This is a genomic window from Shouchella sp. JSM 1781072, from assembly GCF_041949915.1.
In the GTDB taxonomy this organism is placed as follows: Bacteria; Bacillota; Bacilli; order Bacillales; family Bacillaceae_D; genus Shouchella.
Genome location: NZ_JBHFQE010000001.1, coordinates 428,486 through 446,592, shown reverse-complemented (window position 1 = coordinate 446,592; position 18,107 = coordinate 428,486). Strand labels below are relative to the sequence as shown.

At 40.3% G+C, this 18,107-nt stretch carries 20 protein-coding genes; 2 read left to right on the top strand and 18 right to left on the bottom strand.

Features of this window, described 5'->3' with window-relative positions:
• Positions 1 to 112: 112 nt before the first annotated feature.
• The 6 genes from trhO to ACE1TH_RS02315 form a co-directional block, all read right to left on the bottom strand.
• Positions 113 to 1,081, bottom strand: a complete 969-nt coding sequence (trhO, locus tag ACE1TH_RS02340) for an oxygen-dependent tRNA uridine(34) hydroxylase TrhO (protein WP_099301424.1) — start codon at positions 1,079 to 1,081, stop codon at positions 113 to 115.
• 165 nt (positions 1,082 to 1,246) lie between these two features.
• Entirely contained in the window at positions 1,247 to 1,486 is a 240-nt protein-coding gene (locus ACE1TH_RS02335; protein WP_035398139.1) for a DUF362 domain-containing protein, read from the bottom strand.
• A gap of 133 nt (positions 1,487 to 1,619) precedes the next feature.
• Positions 1,620 to 2,438 (bottom strand): glutamate racemase, encoded by an 819-nt coding sequence (gene racE, locus ACE1TH_RS02330; protein WP_099301425.1) that lies wholly within the window; start codon positions 2,436 to 2,438, stop codon positions 1,620 to 1,622.
• Positions 2,439 to 2,476: 38 nt separating this feature from the next.
• Positions 2,477 to 2,941, bottom strand: coding sequence for a MarR family winged helix-turn-helix transcriptional regulator (locus ACE1TH_RS02325; protein WP_099301426.1), 465 nt, complete (start codon positions 2,939 to 2,941; stop codon positions 2,477 to 2,479).
• 122 nt (positions 2,942 to 3,063) lie between these two features.
• Positions 3,064 to 4,779 carry a phosphoenolpyruvate--protein phosphotransferase gene (ptsP, locus tag ACE1TH_RS02320; RefSeq protein ID WP_375078306.1) on the bottom strand — a complete coding sequence of 572 codons (1,716 nt, stop codon included), beginning with the start codon at positions 4,777 to 4,779 and terminating at the stop codon, positions 3,064 to 3,066.
• Complete coding sequence (locus ACE1TH_RS02315; RefSeq protein ID WP_099301428.1) at positions 4,779 to 5,042, bottom strand: phosphocarrier protein HPr; 264 nt, start codon at positions 5,040 to 5,042, stop codon at positions 4,779 to 4,781. Before ACE1TH_RS02315 ends, ptsP begins: the two co-directional genes overlap by 1 nt.
• Before the next feature lie 374 nt (positions 5,043 to 5,416).
• On the opposite strand from ACE1TH_RS02315, the gene ACE1TH_RS02310 reads away from it, so the two are divergent.
• Positions 5,417 to 5,641, top strand: coding sequence for a helix-turn-helix domain-containing protein (locus ACE1TH_RS02310; RefSeq protein ID WP_035398135.1), 225 nt, complete (start codon positions 5,417 to 5,419; stop codon positions 5,639 to 5,641).
• A gap of 23 nt (positions 5,642 to 5,664) precedes the next feature.
• Here the strand turns inward: ACE1TH_RS02310 and ACE1TH_RS02305 are convergent, their stop codons facing one another.
• The 4 genes from ACE1TH_RS02305 to ACE1TH_RS02290 all read right to left on the bottom strand — a co-directional run bounded on the left by ACE1TH_RS02305 (position 5,665) and on the right by ACE1TH_RS02290 (position 9,320).
• Positions 5,665 to 6,105, bottom strand: a complete 441-nt coding sequence (locus tag ACE1TH_RS02305) for an acyl-CoA thioesterase (RefSeq protein ID WP_255223581.1) — start codon at positions 6,103 to 6,105, stop codon at positions 5,665 to 5,667.
• A 61-nt stretch (positions 6,106 to 6,166) separates the two neighbouring features.
• Positions 6,167 to 6,916: a succinate dehydrogenase iron-sulfur subunit gene (gene sdhB, locus ACE1TH_RS02300; RefSeq protein ID WP_099301430.1), complete on the bottom strand. Its 750-nt coding sequence runs from the start codon at positions 6,914 to 6,916 to the stop codon at positions 6,167 to 6,169.
• Positions 6,913 to 8,679 carry a succinate dehydrogenase flavoprotein subunit gene (gene sdhA, locus ACE1TH_RS02295; RefSeq protein ID WP_099301431.1) on the bottom strand — a complete coding sequence of 589 codons (1,767 nt, stop codon included), beginning with the start codon at positions 8,677 to 8,679 and terminating at the stop codon, positions 6,913 to 6,915. The genes sdhB and sdhA overlap by 4 nt, the downstream gene beginning before the upstream one ends.
• A 32-nt stretch (positions 8,680 to 8,711) precedes the next feature.
• On the bottom strand, positions 8,712 to 9,320 hold the full coding sequence (locus ACE1TH_RS02290; protein ID WP_099301432.1) for a succinate dehydrogenase cytochrome b558 subunit: 609 nt from the start codon (positions 9,318 to 9,320) through the stop codon (positions 8,712 to 8,714).
• Positions 9,321 to 9,613: 293 nt separating this feature from the next.
• Here ACE1TH_RS02290 and ACE1TH_RS02285 point away from each other — a divergent pair, with 293 nt between their 5' ends.
• The gene (locus tag ACE1TH_RS02285; RefSeq protein ID WP_255301131.1) at positions 9,614 to 10,036 is read left to right on the top strand and encodes a DUF2507 domain-containing protein; all 423 of its coding nucleotides are present in this window, start codon (positions 9,614 to 9,616) and stop codon (positions 10,034 to 10,036) included.
• 17 nt (positions 10,037 to 10,053) lie between these two features.
• Here the strand turns inward: ACE1TH_RS02285 and uvrC are convergent, their stop codons facing one another.
• The 8 genes from uvrC to ACE1TH_RS02245 all read right to left on the bottom strand — a co-directional run bounded on the left by uvrC (position 10,054) and on the right by ACE1TH_RS02245 (position 18,104).
• Positions 10,054 to 11,829, bottom strand: a complete 1,776-nt coding sequence (gene uvrC, locus ACE1TH_RS02280; RefSeq protein WP_375078305.1) for an excinuclease ABC subunit UvrC — start codon at positions 11,827 to 11,829, stop codon at positions 10,054 to 10,056.
• A 56-nt stretch (positions 11,830 to 11,885) separates the two neighbouring features.
• Positions 11,886 to 12,200 carry a thioredoxin gene (gene trxA, locus ACE1TH_RS02275; RefSeq protein ID WP_099301434.1) on the bottom strand — a complete coding sequence of 105 codons (315 nt, stop codon included), beginning with the start codon at positions 12,198 to 12,200 and terminating at the stop codon, positions 11,886 to 11,888.
• Between the two features lie 158 nt (positions 12,201 to 12,358).
• A complete protein-coding gene (locus tag ACE1TH_RS02270; RefSeq protein WP_099301435.1) occupies positions 12,359 to 13,324 on the bottom strand; it encodes an electron transfer flavoprotein subunit alpha/FixB family protein in 966 nt (321 codons plus the stop codon).
• Between the two features lie 14 nt (positions 13,325 to 13,338).
• Positions 13,339 to 14,109 (bottom strand): electron transfer flavoprotein subunit beta/FixA family protein, encoded by a 771-nt coding sequence (locus ACE1TH_RS02265; RefSeq protein WP_099301436.1) that lies wholly within the window; start codon positions 14,107 to 14,109, stop codon positions 13,339 to 13,341.
• 16 nt (positions 14,110 to 14,125) lie between these two features.
• A complete protein-coding gene (locus tag ACE1TH_RS02260; RefSeq protein ID WP_099301437.1) occupies positions 14,126 to 14,896 on the bottom strand; it encodes an enoyl-CoA hydratase in 771 nt (256 codons plus the stop codon).
• A 17-nt stretch (positions 14,897 to 14,913) separates the two neighbouring features.
• Positions 14,914 to 15,540: a fatty acid metabolism transcriptional regulator FadR gene (locus tag ACE1TH_RS02255; RefSeq protein ID WP_099301438.1), complete on the bottom strand. Its 627-nt coding sequence runs from the start codon at positions 15,538 to 15,540 to the stop codon at positions 14,914 to 14,916.
• Between the two features lie 96 nt (positions 15,541 to 15,636).
• Positions 15,637 to 17,337 carry a long-chain-fatty-acid--CoA ligase gene (locus ACE1TH_RS02250; protein WP_375078304.1) on the bottom strand — a complete coding sequence of 567 codons (1,701 nt, stop codon included), beginning with the start codon at positions 17,335 to 17,337 and terminating at the stop codon, positions 15,637 to 15,639.
• 356 nt (positions 17,338 to 17,693) lie between these two features.
• Complete coding sequence (locus ACE1TH_RS02245) at positions 17,694 to 18,104, bottom strand: DUF350 domain-containing protein (protein ID WP_099301440.1); 411 nt, start codon at positions 18,102 to 18,104, stop codon at positions 17,694 to 17,696.
• Between the last annotated feature and the right edge of the window lie 3 nt (positions 18,105 to 18,107).

The window sequence follows — 18,107 nt, the reverse complement described above, 5'->3', positions numbered from 1 at the left end:
GGTTGTACTTTCATGTATACGAGCATCCTCGATCGTTTAGACCAGCTTGTTCAAAGAAAATAAAAAAAAGCTTATCGACTTAGTCAATAAGCTTTTGCAGTAGAGCTGCTATTTACGATCGAACAGGTAGTTTTTCACCTAAAACGTCCAATCGTTCTTGATGTTGTTCAGGTGACAACTGCTGTTCTTTAATATATAAATTGCGTGGGTGAACACGGCATTCCGGCGTACATCCACGTACATATTTGTGTTCATTCTCTTCAGAAGCAAGAATTTGTTTATTACACTCTGGGTTTGCGCAATTCACATAGCGCTCGCACGGTTCACCATCAAAATAATCTTTCCCGATTATTTTGGGATCTACTTGGTTAATTGGTACAGTCAAGCGCTCATCAAAGACATAGCACTGACCGTCCCATAGCTCACCTTGCACTTCAGGGTCTTTGCCATATGTGACTATACCGCCATGTAGTTGGGATACATCCTCGAATCCTTCTTGCTTTAACCAGCCTGAAAACTTTTCACAGCGGATACCGCCTGTGCAGTATGTTAAGATCTTTTTATCTTCAAATTGCTCTTTATTTTCACGAATCCATTCAGGTAATTCTCTAAATGTCTTAATATCTGGTCGAACCGCACCTCTAAAATGACCAACGTCATACTCATAGTCATTGCGGGCATCAATCACAACGGTGTTCTCTTCCTGCATCGCTGCTTTCCACTCGGAAGGAGAAAGATAGTTCCCTGTCATTTCTAACGGGTTTACATCATCTTCATGAAGACGTAATGTCACGAGCTCTTCTCGCGGACGAACATGCATTTTCTTGAACGCATGCTTGTCTTCTACATCTTCTTTGAACACAATCCCTTTAAAAAGCGGATCTGACTCCAGTGCTGTTTTATACTGATCTGTTTGTTCTTTTAATCCAGATACCGTTCCATTAATTCCTTCACTCGCAACTAATATTCTTCCTTTTAAATCAAGGCTATTACAAAATGCTAAATGATCGATAGCAAATTGTTCCGGGTCTTCAATCGTGGTGTAGTAATAATACAACAATACGCGATATTCTTTTTCCATGTTCACCTATCTCCTTATATTTGCAAGATACAATTTGCAGGTGGCTTACCTTATTAATCACATCTGTGCTTCATGGTTTCCACTACATATTATACAAAAAAATCACCAAATGTCTAGCATATAAAAAAGAAGAACCTGATTGAACCTCAGGCTCTTCTAGCTTATTTATTCTACACCGAAGAATGCTTCAGCTTTCTTTAAGTACTTTTCATCTTCAGGGGCCATTTCGTATTCCTCTACAATGGCATCTACTGGACATACGCCTTGACAAGCACCACAATCGATACAAATATCAGGGTTGATGTAGTATTGATCTTCTCCCTCTTCAATACAATCTACCGGACAAACGTCAACACACTCGCCAGCTTTTTCGCCAATACATGGACTTAAAATTACAAAAGCCATTCGTTGTTACACTCCTTTTTATTTAACTGAAGCTTGTTTACTTCAAAATTTAGTGGTTCACTATAGTACTAGCATACACTCGATTCCCAAAAACATAAAGCATTTCACTCAAAAAACTTACCTTATTTGTACCCTAACGCTCAATTTTTAAACGATGTTCAAATGTAATTGATTCCACTTTTGCTGGGAAAAGATGAAGTCGCTTCCGAGCGAATTCTTCAAACGGCTTTGCTGCCCCAGTTGTGAAAAATTGGTGCGTCGGCGCCTCAGCCGCTTTTCGATTTAATGATTGGTGGAACAATACACTGCTCACTTCTCTCGCCGTTTCCTCGCCTGATGAAATCACGTTAACGTGAGACGGGAGATACGCTTCAATTACCGGCTTTAACAATGGGTAATGGGTACAGCCTAATATTAACGTATCGAATTGACCATTTTTAATTGGTGCAAGGGATTCCTCTACAATGCCTTCTGCTTCTTCTCCAGCTACGATCCCTTGTTCAACTAGCGGAACAAATAGTGGACACGCCAAACTTTCTACTTTTACGTTCTCGCTAATTGCTTCCAGCGCATACGGGTAGGCATTACTCTTAATCGTCCCGGATGTTCCAATAACAGCAATATGTTGGTTATTCGTTACTTTCATTGCTGAAATTGCCCCTGGTTGAATCACACCAACAACTGGAATCGATAGTTTTTCGCGCGCTTCATGAAGAACGACCGCTGTTGCTGTATTACAGGCAATCACGAGCATTTTCACTTCATACTCAAGTAAATGATTAATCATTTCCCACGTAAAACGACGAACCTCCTCAACCGTTCTTGGTCCATAAGGGCATCGCTTTGAATCTCCAACATAATAAATACTTTCTTTTGGCAACTGTCGCATCATTTCCGTTGCAACCGTTAAACCACCATAACCCGAATCGATAATGCCGATCGGTTTATCCATAGTGTTCTCTCCTCAACTGAACTGTCGCTCCTACAATATTATGAACGAATCTCTCGTTTGGTTTTCATTGTTTCTAACAACATGCTTAAATTTTCTTCAAGTATGTTAACTTGTTCACAAGAGAAGTCTTCAAGCATCTCAGCTAAATAGTGCTGCCGCTTTTTAATGACTTCTAAAATGATCTCTTGTCCTTTTTTCTTTAAGTGTATACGAACGACACGACGATCTGACTCGTCACGTACACGTGTGACAAGTTCGTTCTTTTCCATTCGATCAATTAAATCTGTCGTTGTACTACATGCAAGGTGCATACGATCAGAAAGTTCTCCTATGGTCATGTCCCCGTATTCATTGAGCCATTGTAGTGCCACAAATTGCGGAGGCGTAATAGGGAAATGCGTTAAAATCTCTCTCCCTTTCTGCCTTACTAAATCCGCTACTTTTCGTAAAGACCTTTCAATATCCTCAAATTGGCGATCATGTACGTCATAAGCTTTCTCCAATCAAAACACCTCCATAGATAGTCGAACAGTTCTCTTTCTCCTATTGTACCTAACTCCTTCACGTTCTCGCAACAGCCAGCCAATTAATCAAAAGAAAAAGGAAGCCAAAAATGGCTTCCTTTTTAAGCGTAATGCTTTTTCACTAAGTTTTCGACTGCTTCCGATGTGCTTTCAAGTAGCGCCTTTTGAGCAAAATCGCTCAATTCTTCTTTTGAAAGTTTACTTAGCTGACTACGAGCCGGCAATACCGAAGTCGCACTCATACTAAATTCATCTAAACCAAGTCCGAGAAGCAATGGAATGGCGATCTCATCTCCAGCCATTTCGCCACACATGCCAACCCACTTACCTTCTGCATGAGCTGCTTTAATAACCATATCAATTAGTCTTAATACAGCCGGGTGGTATGGTTGGTAAAGATACGAAACACGCTCATTCATACGATCCGCAGCCATTGTATATTGAATTAAATCGTTTGTTCCGATACTAAAGAAATCAACTTCTTTTGCAAACTGTGGTGCAGCAACAGCTGTAGACGGAATTTCAACCATAATCCCTACTTCAAGTTCTTCAGAAACCGAAACACCTTCAGCTTGAAGTTTTGCTTTTTCATCAGCTAAGATTTCTTTTGCTTCTCTTAGTTCTTCAATCGTTGCGATCATTGGGAACATAATTTTCAAATTCCCGAATGCACTTGCTCTAAGAAGAGCACGTAACTGATCTCGGAACATATCTTGCTTTTCTAGGCAAAGACGAATGGCACGGAAACCTAGAAATGGGTTCATCTCTTCAGGTAGGTCAAGATAAGGAAGTTCTTTGTCGCCACCGATGTCTAATGTACGAATCACAACAGGTTTACCTTCCATACGCTCAACTACTTCTTTATACGCTGCAAACTGTTCTTCTTCACTTGGAAGTTCTGTTCTGCCCATATAAAGAAACTCTGTTCGATATAACCCAATTCCTTCAGCGCCGTTACCAATTACACCATCAAGATCTTGAGGCGTGCCGATATTTGCAGCTAGCTCAACATGAACGCCATCTTGTGTCAACGTTTTCTCATTAACAAGCTTCGCCCATTCTGCTTTTTGTTCAGCAAATTTGCTTTGCTTTTCTTTGTAAGCTGCAAGTTCTTCTTCAGATGGATTAATAATGACGTTACCATCAATTCCATCAACGATAATAATATCGCCATTGCTCACGGATTTCGTTGCTTCTTTTGTCCCAACAACAGCAGGGATTTCAAGAGAACGAGACATAATTGCCGAGTGAGACGTACGTCCGCCAATATCCGTTGCAAACCCTTTAATCACTTCTGGATTCAGTTGCGCCGTATCAGAAGGAGTTAAATCATGAGCAATAATAACAGTTTCTTCTGCAATCGCGGCAAGAGAAACGACTTGTATGCCCATAAGATGTCCCAATACACGTCTAGAGACGTCACGAATATCCGCAGCACGCTCTTTCATGTAGGCATTGTCCATGTTTTCAAACATTGTGATGAACATATCCGCTACTTCATTTAGCGCAAACTCTGCTGTAACACCATCTTCATTAATTTTAGCTTTGACAGCATCAATAAGTTCTGGGTCACTTAAAACGAGTAAATGAGCAGAGAAAATCTCCGCTTTGTCTTCGCCAAGTTCTTTGTGCGCTTTTTCTTTAATTAGCTCAAGTTCTTTTGTTGATTGCGCTAACGCAGCCGTTAAACGCTCTACTTCAGTCTCTTTATTCGCTGCTTCTTTTTGTTTCACCGTAAAGTCAGGTTCTTCATGAACAAACGCTTTAGCAATCGCTATTCCAGCTGAAGCAGCGATTCCTGTTAAGTTGTTACTCATTATTCGCCTAATCCCTCTTTTACAACTTCTTCAATTGCTGCAAGTGCATCATCAGCGTCAGATCCTTCAGCTTTAATCGTTACATCTGCACCTTGACCTACACCGAGTGACATAACACCCATGATTGATTTTAAATTAACAGATTTCCCTTTGTACTCTAACGTGATATCAGAAGAGAATTGACCTGCTTTGTTAACTAATTGCGTAGCTGGACGTGCATGAATACCTGTTTCCGCCGTAATTTTAAATGTTTTTTCTGGCATAATTGTTTCCTCTTTTCTATAGAATAATTTTTAGTTGTGTCTAAGTTTGATCTTTCTAAACTTCTTACCCCGAATGATCAATAAATAACAAGATGTTTCATAAAAAAAACTAAACATTACTGTTGTTTAGACCTTCGATTAAAACATCGTCATTATAGCATGCCCTTTTTCCCCTTTCAACACAAAAGAATCCTCGTTTCTTTGTATTTTGACTAATTACGACATAAATTGCTCAAAAGCTTCATCTAACAATCTTATCGATAAGTTTTTACATGAAGGCTCACACCTTCCAATCTTTATACATATACTGTTTTGACTAAAGCCTTTCTGGTGATGACAACCATCTCTTAGCCCGGCATGAAGGAGTGAACATATTGAAAGGAGCAGACTTCGGACCTAAACCCTTGCTTACAAAGAGGGAACGCGAAGTATTCGAACTACTTGTCCAAGATCAGACGACAAAAGAAATAGCTAATCATCTTTTTATCAGTGAAAAGACTGTTCGTAACCACATTTCGAACACAATGCAGAAATTGGGAGTTAAGGGGCGCTCTCAAGCAGTTATTGAGCTTATTCGACTTGGGGAAATTCAAATATAAAAAAAGCCTGCAAAGGGCTTTTTTTATGCGTGGATTTTTTCTTTAAACGTTGTTTGGAATGGAGACGCTTTTCCTGAATATGCATCAATTTGAACGAGAGAACCGCGGCCAAACAATGCCGGTTTGCCGTTCACTAATCCGACATAATGTACATCCATTGATGACGAGCCCATTCGATGAATTTTCACACCTAATTGAACAGTGTCACCGTATTTAATTTGTGCTACATAATCACAATGTAAATCTGCTGTTACAATGATTAAGCCTTGACCTTTCATCCATTCTTCCATTAACCCTTTACTTTCAAAAAATTCTAGCCTAGCTTGCTCAAAATAAACAAACGCTACTGTATTATTGACGTGACCAAATGCATCCGTTTCCGAAAAACGAACACGGATATCGGTAAAATAAGAAAATTCTTTTTTCCAACTTTCTAGATTTTCTATATAGTCTGGTAAACGCATTGAGGTCTCTCCTTTTATAAAAAAAAGGCTGTCTAAGAAAGACAGCCCTTCTCTCTAATTTTTAGAAACTACCGAAGAAGTTTTTGAATGATTGAAGCGCTGTTGCGCGATTTAGAGAAGCGATAGAAGTTGTTAGTGGAATTCCTTTCGGACAAGACTGCACACAGTTTTGTGAGTTCCCGCAGTTCAAAAGACCACCTTCATCCATTAAAGCTTCAAGACGTTCTTCTTTGTTCATTTCACCAGTTGGATGAGCATTGAAAAGTCGAACTTGAGACAGCGCAGCCGGTCCGATAAATTCGGATTTTGAATTTACGTTCGGACAAGCCTCTAAACATACACCACATGTCATACATTTAGACAATTCATAAGCCCACTGCCGACGTTTTTCAGGCATTCTCGGTCCAGGACCTAAATCGTACGTTCCATCTACTGGAATCCAAGCCTTCACTTTTTTTAACGAGTCAAACATACGGCTGCGATCAACCATTAAGTCACGAACGATCGGGAACGTACGCATTGGCTCTAATCGAATCGGCTGCTCCAGTTTGTCGATTAACGCTGTACATGATTGCTGTGGCTTGCCGTTAATAACCATCGAACAAGCACCACATACTTCTTCAAGACAGTTCATATCCCACGCAACAGGCGTTGTATGTTCCCCTTTAGCGTTTACAGGGTTTCTACGGATTTCCATTAAGCAAGAAATAACGTTCAAGTTAGGACGATAAGGAAGTTTAAACTCTTCTTCGTATGCTCCGCCATCCGGACCATCTTGTCTTGAGATAATGATCGTAATCATTTCACTCATTTCGCTCCAGCTCCTTTACTTTTTTGAGTGTAATCACGCTTACGAGGTTTAATCAATGAAGTATCGACGTCTTCAAACTCAAAGTCAGGAGCTCCAGTTGTTGGATTGTACCAAGCTTTTGTTGTTTTCAAGAACTCTTCATCGTTACGCTCTGGGAAGTCTGGTTTATAATGAGCGCCACGGCTTTCATTACGATTGTAGGCACCAATTGTAATGACACGCGCTAGATTTAACATGCCTTCAAGTTGTCTAGTAAACGATGCTCCTTGATTGGACCAACGAGAAGTATCGTTAATGTTGATGTTTTTGAAACGTTCCATAAGCTCTTGGATTTTTTCATCTGTTTTTAATAGCTTGTCATTGTAACGAACAACCGTAACGTTGTCTGTCATCCACTCGCCAAGCTCTTTGTGAAGAACGTATGCATTTTCTTTCCCATCCATTCGAAGAATCGAATCGAATTTATCTTGCTCTTTTTTCACTTCTCTTTCAAACATTGAAGAAGATAAGTCTTCCGCAGCGTGCTCTAAGCCGTTAATATAATCAAGTGCTTTCGGTCCAGCAACCATTCCGCCATAAATCGCCGATAGCAACGAGTTTGCACCTAATCGATTCGCGCCGTGCTGTGAATAATCACACTCACCTGCAGCAAACAATCCAGGAATATTTGTCATTTGATCGTAATCAACCCACATGCCACCCATCGAATAGTGAACAGCAGGGAAAATTTTCATTGGTACTTTACGAGGATCATCACCCATGAATTTCTCATAAATTTCAATGATCCCACCGAGCTTAATGTCAAGTTCCTTTGGATCTTTATGAGACAAATCAAGGTAGACCATGTTTTCTCCGTTAATGCCTAAACCTTCGTCTACACATACATGGAAAATTTCTCGTGTTGCAATATCACGAGGTACGAGGTTTCCGTACGCTGGATATTTTTCTTCTAAGAAATACCAAGGCTTGCCGTCTTTATATGTCCAAACTCGTCCACCTTCACCACGAGCCGATTCACTCATGAGACGTAATTTATCATCCCCTGGAATCGCCGTTGGGTGAATTTGAATAAACTCACCATTAGCGTACGCGACACCTTGCTCATAAAGCTTTGCAGCTGCATAGCCAGTGTTAATCATGGAATTTGTTGATTTTCCGAAAATAATTCCCGGTCCACCAGTTGCCATAATGACAGCATCCGCTGGGAAGCTTCGAATTTCTGCTGAATTTAATTCTTGTGCAGTTAGTCCACGACAAATGCCATCATCAACAATGGCAGATAAAAATTCCCAACCTTCGTACTTCGTAACAAGACCTTGCACTTCGTAACGACGAACTTGCTCATCCAATGCATATAACAACTGTTGGCCCGTTGTCGCACCTGCGAATGCCGTTCTGTGATGTTGCGTCCCACCAAAACGACGGAAATCTAGTAATCCTTCTGGGGTACGGTTGAACATAACGCCCATACGGTCCATTAAGTGAATAATCGACGGCGCGGCGTCAGCCATTGCTTTTACAGGAGGTTGGTTTGCTAAGAAATCGCCTCCGTATACCGTGTCATCAAAATGTAAGGCTGGTGAATCGCCTTCCCCCTTTGTATTTACAGCTCCGTTAATTCCACCTTGCGCACAAACGGAGTGCGAACGTTTTACAGGTACAATTGAAAACAGATCAACTGGAACCCCTTTTTCAGCTACTTTTATTGCGGCCATTAATCCGGCTAGACCGCCGCCCACTACAGCTATTCTACCTTTACTCATTAAGTCCACTCCCTACACGTTGCATGTCTTTTTTACACAAATGCTAGAGCCGCAGCGACGCCTACATATGTAAGTGCGATAAATACTGCGATTGATACGTATGTCATGATTTTTTGTGATTTCGGCGTTACTGTAATTCCCCAAGATACGGCAAACGACCATAATCCATTCGCAAAATGGAATGTCGCTGCAACGATACCAGCTATATAAAATGCAAACATCCAGTTATTTTGTAAGATATCTGCCATCATTTCGTAATTCACTTCTTGACCAAGCATTGCTTGAACTCTTGTATCCCACACATGCCAAGCAATAAAAATGACTAAAAAGACACCTGATATACGTTGAAGTAAAAACATCCAGTTTCTAAAAAATCCGTAACGGCTTGTGTTGCTCTTTCCTTTAAACGCAATGTAAATACCATAAACTGCGTGGAACATAATTGGCAAAAAGATAACGAAAATCTCAAGCGCATAACGAAATGGCAAACTTTCCATAAAGTGCGCCGCTTGGTTAAACGCCTCAGGACCTCTAGTTGCAAAATGATTGATCACAAAATGCTGAATTAAGAAAATACCAATAGGAATAACTCCTAATAACGAATGCAGTCTACGATTAAAATACTCTAAATTACTCGGCATACACGTTTCCCTCCACAAATGTTTTCCAGTTTCTTACCCCTTTTAGAAATGAATGAAAATTTCTATCTCTTTCGTATAGCAGTACCTCCTACTTCATTTCGCGCCTATTTTCACAAAATCAATAAAACTATGAAACAAACAGAACACTTTCATTTTACTCCGAGGGCATTTTCGAGTCAAGAAAACGGATTCAATTCTTATTGATTTAAAAGGGTTTTGAATCTTCAATCGAATTGGATTTTTAAAAAGGCTGACAAACGAGGCAAAGAAATGTACTATAGAAGGAGCAATTTTTGAAACAAAGAGGTGCTGTTATGAGTGAATCAACCAATGATTTTGTAGGCTACGACTTAATTCGAAATGATGTGCTGCAGCTCGTTCTCGGCAAAGAGCATGATCAACTATTATACTGGGTAGGAAAATCGTTAGCGCGTAAATACAAATTAGAAAAAGTAGAAGAATTACATACGTTTTTTGAACAAGTTTATTGGGGAGAATTGCATCTTTCCAAACAGAAAAAAAATGAATGGCATTTTGATTTAAGCGGAGACTGGATGACGAAGAATGATGAGCGTTCTTATCAACTAGAAGCAGGTTTTCTAGCAGAAACCCTTGAAACCCATTTTGCCATTGCTACGGCAGCTACTTTTGTGAAAAAAGGGAAGACAGTTCGCTTCACGGTTCATTTCGACCATAAAGATACGTTAGCGGTGTAAATTAAAAAAACTGCAGTTTATGATTCAGACTGCAGTTTTTCATATACTAGTTTTGCGATTGATTTTGGCACATATGCTTCCAATTGCGCCATGTCCGCTTCACGCATTTTTTTTACTGAACCAAATGCTTTTAAAAGCGTTCGCTTACGCTTTTCACCGACTCCAGGTATATCGTCCAACTGCGATTGAAAGAAACTTTTTGATCGTGTTTGCCTGTGAAACGTAATTGCAAATCGATGGACTTCGTCTTGAATACGTTGTAGCAAGTAAAATTCAAGACTGTCTCGCTTTAAGGGCACAATTTCAGGAGGATTCCCCATTAATAGTTGTGACGTTTTGTGCTTCGCATCTTTCGCCAATCCGCAAACAGGAATGGTTAGCCCAAGCTCGTCTTCCAGTACTTCTTTTGCAGCAGAAATTTGCCCACTCCCTCCATCAATGACGACGAGATCTGGTAATGGAGCCTCTTCTTTTAACAAGCGAAGATAGCGTCTACGGACGACTTCTCGCATCGATCCGTAGTCATCTGGACCTTCTACCGTTTTTATTTTATATTTGCGGTAGTGCTTACGTGCTGGCTTTCCATCGATGAACGTGACCATCGCAGAAACCGGATCAACTCCTTGAATATTTGAATTATCAAACGCCTCAATTCGATAAGGTGGATGGATATTCATCGCCGTTCCTAAACGTTCAACGGCTTTAATCGTCCGTTCCTCATCACGCTCAATTAACGAAAATTTTTCCTTCAGCGCAATCGCAGCATTTTCTTCCGCTAAATCAAGCAAAGATTTTTTTTGCCCTCTTTTTGGCTGTGTTACTTTGATCTCTAAAAGCTCTGTAAGTAAGTCAGCATCTACAGTCTCAGACACAAACACTTCTTTAGGCTTGACGTGATTTTTTTCCAAATAAAATTGGGCAATGAACGTGAGTAGCTCTTCGGTTGCCTCTTGATAAATCGGAAATAACGAAACATCTCGCTCAATTAATCGCCCTTGACGAACAAAGAATACTTGTACGCACATCCAGCCTTTATCATAGGTAAAGCCAAATACATCCCGGTCTGATTGATCGGTGAACGACATTTTTTGTTTCTCCATGACCTTGTCCATGTGAATAAGCGTATCTCTCAGTTCTTGGGCGCGTTCAAAATCAAGCTTTTCCGCCGCTTCCGTCATCTTCGTTTGTAAACTTTCTTTAATTTCCGTATGACCATATTTTAGAAACCGCGTAATTTCTTGAATCATTTCTTGGTTTTGTTTATCTGTCACTTCATATACACAAGGCGCGAGGCATTGACCGATATGGTAGTACAAACAAACGGAATCAGGCATTTTCCGGCATTTTCTTAGTGGGTAAAGCCGATCTAACAACTTTTTCGTTTCTGAAGCGGCTCCAGCATTCGGATAAGGACCGAAATACTTTCCACCATCTTTTTTTACTTGTCGCGTAATGACAAGGCGTGGGTGTGTTTCATTCGTGATTTTAATGTATGGAAAGCTTTTATCGTCTTTCAGCAAAACATTATACTTAGGATCGTGCTTTTTTATTAACGTCAGCTCAAGGATTAACGCTTCAATATTAGTAGAGGTGACAATGTATTCAAAATCATGAATTTCTGAAACCAAACGCTGTGTTTTCGTATCATGACTTCCGGTAAAGTATGAGCGAACGCGATTTTTTAACACTTTCGCTTTTCCTACATAAATAATTGTGCCTTGCCTATCTTTCATTAAGTAGCAACCGGGTTTATCAGGAAGAAGCGGAAGTTTATTTTGAATGGTATCCGTCATAAACAATCCCCCTACGTGTAAAAAAACCGCCTCCCTTTAAAAGAAGGCGGATCGTTTTACATTTGTTTGTTAAGAAGTTCAGCTAGTGCTTCTTTTGGTTGGAAGCCTACTGCTTTATCGACTACTTCACCGTCTTTAAGAACAAGTAATGTTGGAATGCTCATGACGCCGAATTTGCCAGCTGTTTCTTGGTTTTCATCAACGTCGACTTTTACAATCTTTGCTGAATCGCCAAGATCTCCATCTAACTCTTCTAAAACAGGTGCAATCATTTTACAAGGTCCACACCAAGGTGCCCAAAAGTCTACAAGAACGACTCCGTCTTTTGTTTCATCTGCGAAATTTTGATCAGTTGCATTTACAATTGCCATTTTAAAATCCCCTTTCCATAAAAACGTACTTAAAGTATAACACTCCAGTTTAAAGCAAGAAAACAATATGCTCGTTAATTAGAGTGCCCACTGTTGATTTATGATAAACGATAAAGATTAAAAAGAAAAGTCACTTGCTCACGCAAGTGACTTTATGATTAGTTTGTAACGAGTACGTTGCGTAATTCTTCTGTCAGAAGCGGCACAATTTCAAATAAATCGCCAACTATGCCGTAATCCGCAACATCAAAAATTGGTGCTTCAGGATCTTTATTAATCGCAACGATGACTTTTGAATTTGACATTCCGGCTAAATGCTGGATAGCTCCAGACAAACCAATCGCAAAATACAGATCTGGCGTTACGACTTTCCCCGTTTGCCCGATTTGAAGCGAATAATCACAATATTCCGCGTCACATGCACCACGAGAGGCACCAATTGCGCCACCAAGAAGCTCGGCTAATTCTTCAAGAGGTTTAAAGCCATCTTCACTTTTAACGCCTCTACCGCCAGCAACAATGACATTGGCTTCAGATAAATCGACTCCACCAGTTGCTTTTTTCACAACATCTTTTACAATCGTTCGTAAATCTTTAATATCGACAGAAAGGGTCTCAACCTCACCTGTGCTGCCTTCAGTTTTTTCTGGAGCGGCTATATTGTTTGGACGAATCGTTACAATCAATTTTTCATTTTCCGTTGTACGTTTCTCGAACGCTTTTCCGGAATAAATCGGTCTTGTAAATTGACCATCCTCGATGCCAACAACGTCAGAGAAAAGCGCCGCATCCATCTTTACTGCTAGACGTGGAGAAATATCTTTACCAATTGACGTATGACCTAGTACAACCGCATCTGGACTTTCTTTGTCAAACACTTGGAGCAGTGCTTGCTTGTATCCATCTGTCGTGTAATGTTTTAAGTCACCGTTTTCAACTGCAATGACGCGATCCGCTCCATATGCAAATAATTCTTTTGCTAGGTCTTTAATCGCATCTCCAGCTAAAACTGCTACAACTTCGCCACCGTCAGCAAGTTGTTTTGCTGCGCCAATCGATTCAAAAGAAACATTTCGTAATTCCCCATTTTTTGCTTCTGCAATGACAAGTGTTTTTTTACTCATGTCGTGTGCCCTCCTTATATCACTTTTGCTTCAGATCGTAATAATGAAACGAGTTCTTTCACTTGCTCGTTTGGTTCACCTTCTAATTTTTTGCCGGCTTGTTTTTCAGGTGGCAAGTACACTTCGCTCACCGTTGTTTTTGCTTCAACATCATCTTCATCTACATCTAGATCATCAAGATCGAGCGTTTCAAGTGGTTTTTTCTTTGCTTTCATAATCCCTGGAAGCGATGGATAACGAGGCTCATTTAACCCTTGCTGTGCTGTTACAAGAAGAGGGAGTTGCGCCTCAAGCTTTTCTTCGTCCCCTTCAACATCACGTACGATTGTCGCTGTTTGCCCGTCAATTGAAAGATCAGTAATAGTCGTTACTTGAGCAATATCTAATAGTTCAGCCAAACGTGGTCCAACTTGACCGGACCCACCATCAACCGCAACGTTTCCTGCAAGAATAATGTCAAATTCTTGATCTTTAAAGTAAGCGTGTAGCAAAGATGCCGTCGTAAATGGATCGCTTTCTTCTACATCTTCACGATCTAATAAAACTGCTTTGTCAGCACCCATCGCCAATGCCGTACGTAACTGCTTTTCAGCGTCTTCTTCTCCGACTGTCACAACCGTTACTTCGCCACCGTGCTCATCACGAAGTACAAGCGCTTCTTCAACTGCATATTCATCATAAGGATTAATGATAAATTCAGCTCCATCTTCCTGTACTCGACCATTTGAAATTGAAATTTTCTCCTCTGTGTCAAATGTGCGTTTTAAAATAACATAAATATTCATGCTTGAACCTCCTCTATTAGTTCCCGTTAAAAACAGGTTTTCTTTTTTCCAAAAACGCTTGAACGCCTTCTTTACGGTCCTCGCGCTTAAATACTTCCGCAAACGCATCCCGCTCTTTTTCTAAGCCTACGGTTAACTCATTATCACTTTCATGTACAAGGGATAATGTTTTTTCAACCGTTAAAGGGCTTTTCGTTGCAATGACTCTAGCGAGGGACATGGCATGTGAAAAAAGTTCTTCTTCTGGTACGACGTGATTTACAAGACCGAGAAGATACGCTTCTTCTGCGCCAATAGGTTCACTCGTTAGCATAAGTTCAGTCGCTTTTGCTTTCCCAATTAATTTCGGCAAGCGCTGCGTCCCTCCAAAACCAGGAATTAAGCCAAGGTTTAATTCTGGCAGGCCTAGCTTAGTTCCCTTCGCTGTTAGACGGATGTGGCAAGCTAGGGCTAGTTCAAGTCCTCCACCTAGCGCTGCGCCGTGAATAGCTGCAATAACAGGCTTTGGTGCGTTTTCAATTTTTGAAAACGTTTCTTGCCCGGTTCGACCGAGTTGAGCAAATTCTTGATCGTCTTTAACGTCTGTAAATTCTTTAATATCTGCGCCTGCCGCGAAGAACCTTCCCTCTCCGTTTAACACAACTACCTTAATCTCTTCATCTTTGTATACGTTTTCAAAAATCTCGTCTAATTCTGCCATCACTGCTCGTGACAGTGCGTTGGCAGGAGGACGGGTCAACGTTACAACCGCAACACCATCCTCAACCTTCCACGCAACATTCTCCATTCTTTTCAACTCCTCTCCTAGCGTCCAGTTAACCCGTGTAAGAGCATTTTTTGGACTGTATGTGTTTGTTTTTTAAGCGAGAACTTCCCTTCAGACATCACCCAATTTGATACAACCTCATCAAGTGTGCCGAAGATCATTTGTCTCGCCAATAAAGGATCTAAGTCGACATAAAACGTGCCGTGCTCTTTCCCTTCTTGTACTATTTCGTCTATTAAGAGAAGATATCCTTTTAAAACTTGATTTATTCTTTGTCTCAATTCTACTTTTGACTGCCTTAATTCCAGCTGGGTCACAACAGCTAGATGATAATCTTTTTCTAGTTGAGAGAAATGAGACGAAATTAAAACCTTCAGCTTGTCTTCAATTGTTTTTTCTTTTTCAATTTTGAGCTTGCTTGTCTCCACAAAAGCGCCCATTTTTTCATCAAATAAAGAAATCAAAATGTCTTCTTTATTCTTGAAGTATAAATAGATCGTTCCATCTGCTACTCCGGCTTCTTTTGCAATTTTAGAAACTTGCGCTTGATGAAACCCATGCTTCGCTATGACGAGAACAGCAGCATCAATGATTTGATCAAATTTTTGACCTTTACGTTTACTCAATACAATCTCTCCCTGCAACAAACATGAATGAATATTCATTCATAATTTGATTATAATAAATGAGAGCTCTATTGTCAAATGATCTAAGAAAAGGTTTCCTTGCTCGCCACTCGCTGAGCAAAGAAACCATTTTCTCTAGGCTTGCTTTTTTTTCTGCGAGTCTTCCTTTGTTCGTTCTTCATCTAATAATACTCTCTTTAATATTTTACCTGTTAATGTAGCGGGCAGTTCACTTCGAAATTCATAGAGCTTCGGTAGCTTAAATGCTGCCATCCGCTTCGCACAATAGGCTTTTAAATCTGCTTCTGTCATTGTTGATCCTTCTTTTAACACAACAAACGCTTTAACTGTTTCGCCTCGGTATTCATCTGGAACACCGACAACCGCCGCTTGAACAACCTCTTCATGCTCGTATAATACTTCTTCAATTTCCCGTGGATAAATATTATAACCACTGGCAATAATTAGTTCTTTCTTACGGTCTACTATATACACATAGCCATCTTCATCCATTTTGCCCATGTCGCCACTTTTAAACCAGTCTCCATGGAATGTCTGACTCGTATCTTCTGGTCGATTCCAATACCCAGTCATGACTTGAGGGCCTTTTATAAATACTTCACCAATGTCCCCTGTTTCCGCCGGGCCATCTTTCTCTGCAGAATAAATCATAATTTCTGTGTCTGGCCAAGGAATGCCGACACTCCCTGGTTTCCGCTTATCCCAAATTGGGTTTGCACATGCAACAGGAGAGGTTTCTGTCAAACCATATCCTTCAACAATTCGGCCATTTGTTAGTTTTTCGAATTTCTGCTGGACTTCTTGCGGAAGCGCTGCGGCCCCACTAATACAGGCATTAACAGACGTTAAATCATACTCGCCGATATCGTCTTGTTTGCACAAAGCAATGTACATAGTTGGCGCACCTGGAAAGAGGGTTACTTTTTGCTTTTCAATCGTCTTTAGCACGTCTTTAGGGTTAAACCGAGGTAATAGAACCATCGTTTGACTTTTCATCACCGCAACGTTCATCACCGTCGTCATTCCGTATACATGGAAAAACGGCATCACCCCGAGCACTCTCTCTTTTCCAGGCTCGGCTTTATAAAGCCATGCATCGCATTGCTGTGCATTCACAACTAGATTATAGTGTGTAAGCATGACACCTTTCGCTAATCCTGTTGTACCACCTGTGTATTGAAGCAACGCAAGGTCAGAACTCGAAACAGCAACGTTGGGATCTTCTGCCTTGCCTTCTTTAATCAGCTTAGTAAAGCTTAATATCCGTTCAGAATACTCAACCTTCACTTTTGGAATCCCTTGCTTTTTTTGAACAAGCGGAAACAATAGCCCTTTAGGAAATGGTAAGTAGTCAGGTATACCTGTTACAATTACGAGCTCAACGGGCGTTTGATCCATTACTTTTTGCACACGGGGAAGAACGGAATTCAAACAAAGAATAAGTTTAGCCCCAGAGTCGGAAAGTTGATGCTGTAGCTCTCTTTCCACATACAATGGGTTCACTTGAACAACAATACCACCTGCCATTAAAATGCCATAGTAGCTTATGATTGATTGCGGCGAATTTGGCAACATGACAGCCACACGATCGCCCTTTTTCACCCCCAGTTTCACAAGTTGATTTGCAAATCTTAATGCTTGATTATGCAAATCTTCATATGTCATTGACTTACCTAGAAAATGAACAGCCTCATGTTCAGGATACTTTTTGGCAGATTCAGTGAAAAAATATTGCAATGGATGCTCATCATAATTGATTGATTCTTTCACACTCGTTGGATAGTGCTTCGTCCATCTTTTTTCAACAGTCTCCATCGTTCTCCTCCTTGATCAGGCTCCTCACAATAGAAATGCATTCTCCTCCCTTCCATTGTATTGTAATCGCTTACAGTTTCCAAATGTTTTTTCTTATTTTTTCTAAAAAATTTCACTTTTCTTCAAAACGTCTCTTTTTTTAGTGCAACTCTTAAAAATATGGAACCATGATCAATTAAAAACTGCATGAATCTACTCATAAACCATCAATCAACTTGAACGTACCTATAAAAAAGAGACGGGGAAAACCCGTCTCTTTTTCTTAAGCATATATGAGTAAAAAAATGATCCCAGCAAGCGCAAAAATGCCGCAACAAATATATAGTATTCGAATTAAAAGTTTCATAAACAAACCCCTATTGTTTTATTCCCGCTGCAATAACGAATGACAACCCGACCGAAAGCAGAAGTGACAACAAACCAACTGCACGATTATCGTTTCCGATTTCCTCATCGACATTAAATCCCGGTGTCAAGAATTCAAATATAAAATAGCTAAACAGTAAAAGCGTGAAGCCAAAACCACCCCATAAAAGCATCGTAATAAGGGATTCTGACTGCTGAATGGCAGTCGCGAAGATGTTGGCGACACCAAACATCTTCCCTCCTGTTGCCATTGCTACTGCAACATTGCCTTTTTTTATTTCTTCCCAGTTATTGTACTTTGTCACCGTTTCGAAAATGGCTAAAAAAACGATCAGCATTAAAATGGTTACACTGTAGTTTGCAATCGTCAAGATCCATTCATTTGACAATAAGCGTTCCATTTA

Coding starts and splice junctions, on each gene's coding strand:
- ACE1TH_RS02315 (WP_099301428.1), bottom strand. CDS start 5,042: ATGCCAGAAAAAACATTTAAAATTACGGCGGAAACAGGTATTCATGCA.
- uvrC (WP_375078305.1), bottom strand. CDS start 11,829: ATGACGGATACCATTCAAAATAAACTTCCGCTTCTTCCTGATAAACCC.
- ACE1TH_RS02335 (WP_035398139.1), bottom strand. CDS start 1,486: ATGGCTTTTGTAATTTTAAGTCCATGTATTGGCGAAAAAGCTGGCGAG.
- ACE1TH_RS02260 (WP_099301437.1), bottom strand. CDS start 14,896: ATGGAGAATGTTGCGTGGAAGGTTGAGGATGGTGTTGCGGTTGTAACG.
- sdhA (WP_099301431.1), bottom strand. CDS start 8,679: ATGAGTAAAGGTAGAATAGCTGTAGTGGGCGGCGGTCTAGCCGGATTA.
- ACE1TH_RS02255 (WP_099301438.1), bottom strand. CDS start 15,540: ATGAATATTCATTCATGTTTGTTGCAGGGAGAGATTGTATTGAGTAAA.
- ACE1TH_RS02305 (WP_255223581.1), bottom strand. CDS start 6,105: ATGCGTTTACCAGACTATATAGAAAATCTAGAAAGTTGGAAAAAAGAA.
- trxA (WP_099301434.1), bottom strand. CDS start 12,200: ATGGCAATTGTAAATGCAACTGATCAAAATTTCGCAGATGAAACAAAA.
- ACE1TH_RS02265 (WP_099301436.1), bottom strand. CDS start 14,109: ATGAATATTTATGTTATTTTAAAACGCACATTTGACACAGAGGAGAAA.
- ACE1TH_RS02250 (WP_375078304.1), bottom strand. CDS start 17,337: ATGGAGACTGTTGAAAAAAGATGGACGAAGCACTATCCAACGAGTGTG.
- ptsP (WP_375078306.1), bottom strand. CDS start 4,779: ATGAGTAACAACTTAACAGGAATCGCTGCTTCAGCTGGAATAGCGATT.
- sdhB (WP_099301430.1), bottom strand. CDS start 6,916: ATGAGTGAAATGATTACGATCATTATCTCAAGACAAGATGGTCCGGAT.
- ACE1TH_RS02245 (WP_099301440.1), bottom strand. CDS start 18,104: ATGGAACGCTTATTGTCAAATGAATGGATCTTGACGATTGCAAACTAC.
- ACE1TH_RS02270 (WP_099301435.1), bottom strand. CDS start 13,324: ATGAGTAAAAAAACACTTGTCATTGCAGAAGCAAAAAATGGGGAATTA.
- ACE1TH_RS02290 (WP_099301432.1), bottom strand. CDS start 9,320: ATGCCGAGTAATTTAGAGTATTTTAATCGTAGACTGCATTCGTTATTA.
- trhO (WP_099301424.1), bottom strand. CDS start 1,081: ATGGAAAAAGAATATCGCGTATTGTTGTATTATTACTACACCACGATT.
- racE (WP_099301425.1), bottom strand. CDS start 2,438: ATGGATAAACCGATCGGCATTATCGATTCGGGTTATGGTGGTTTAACG.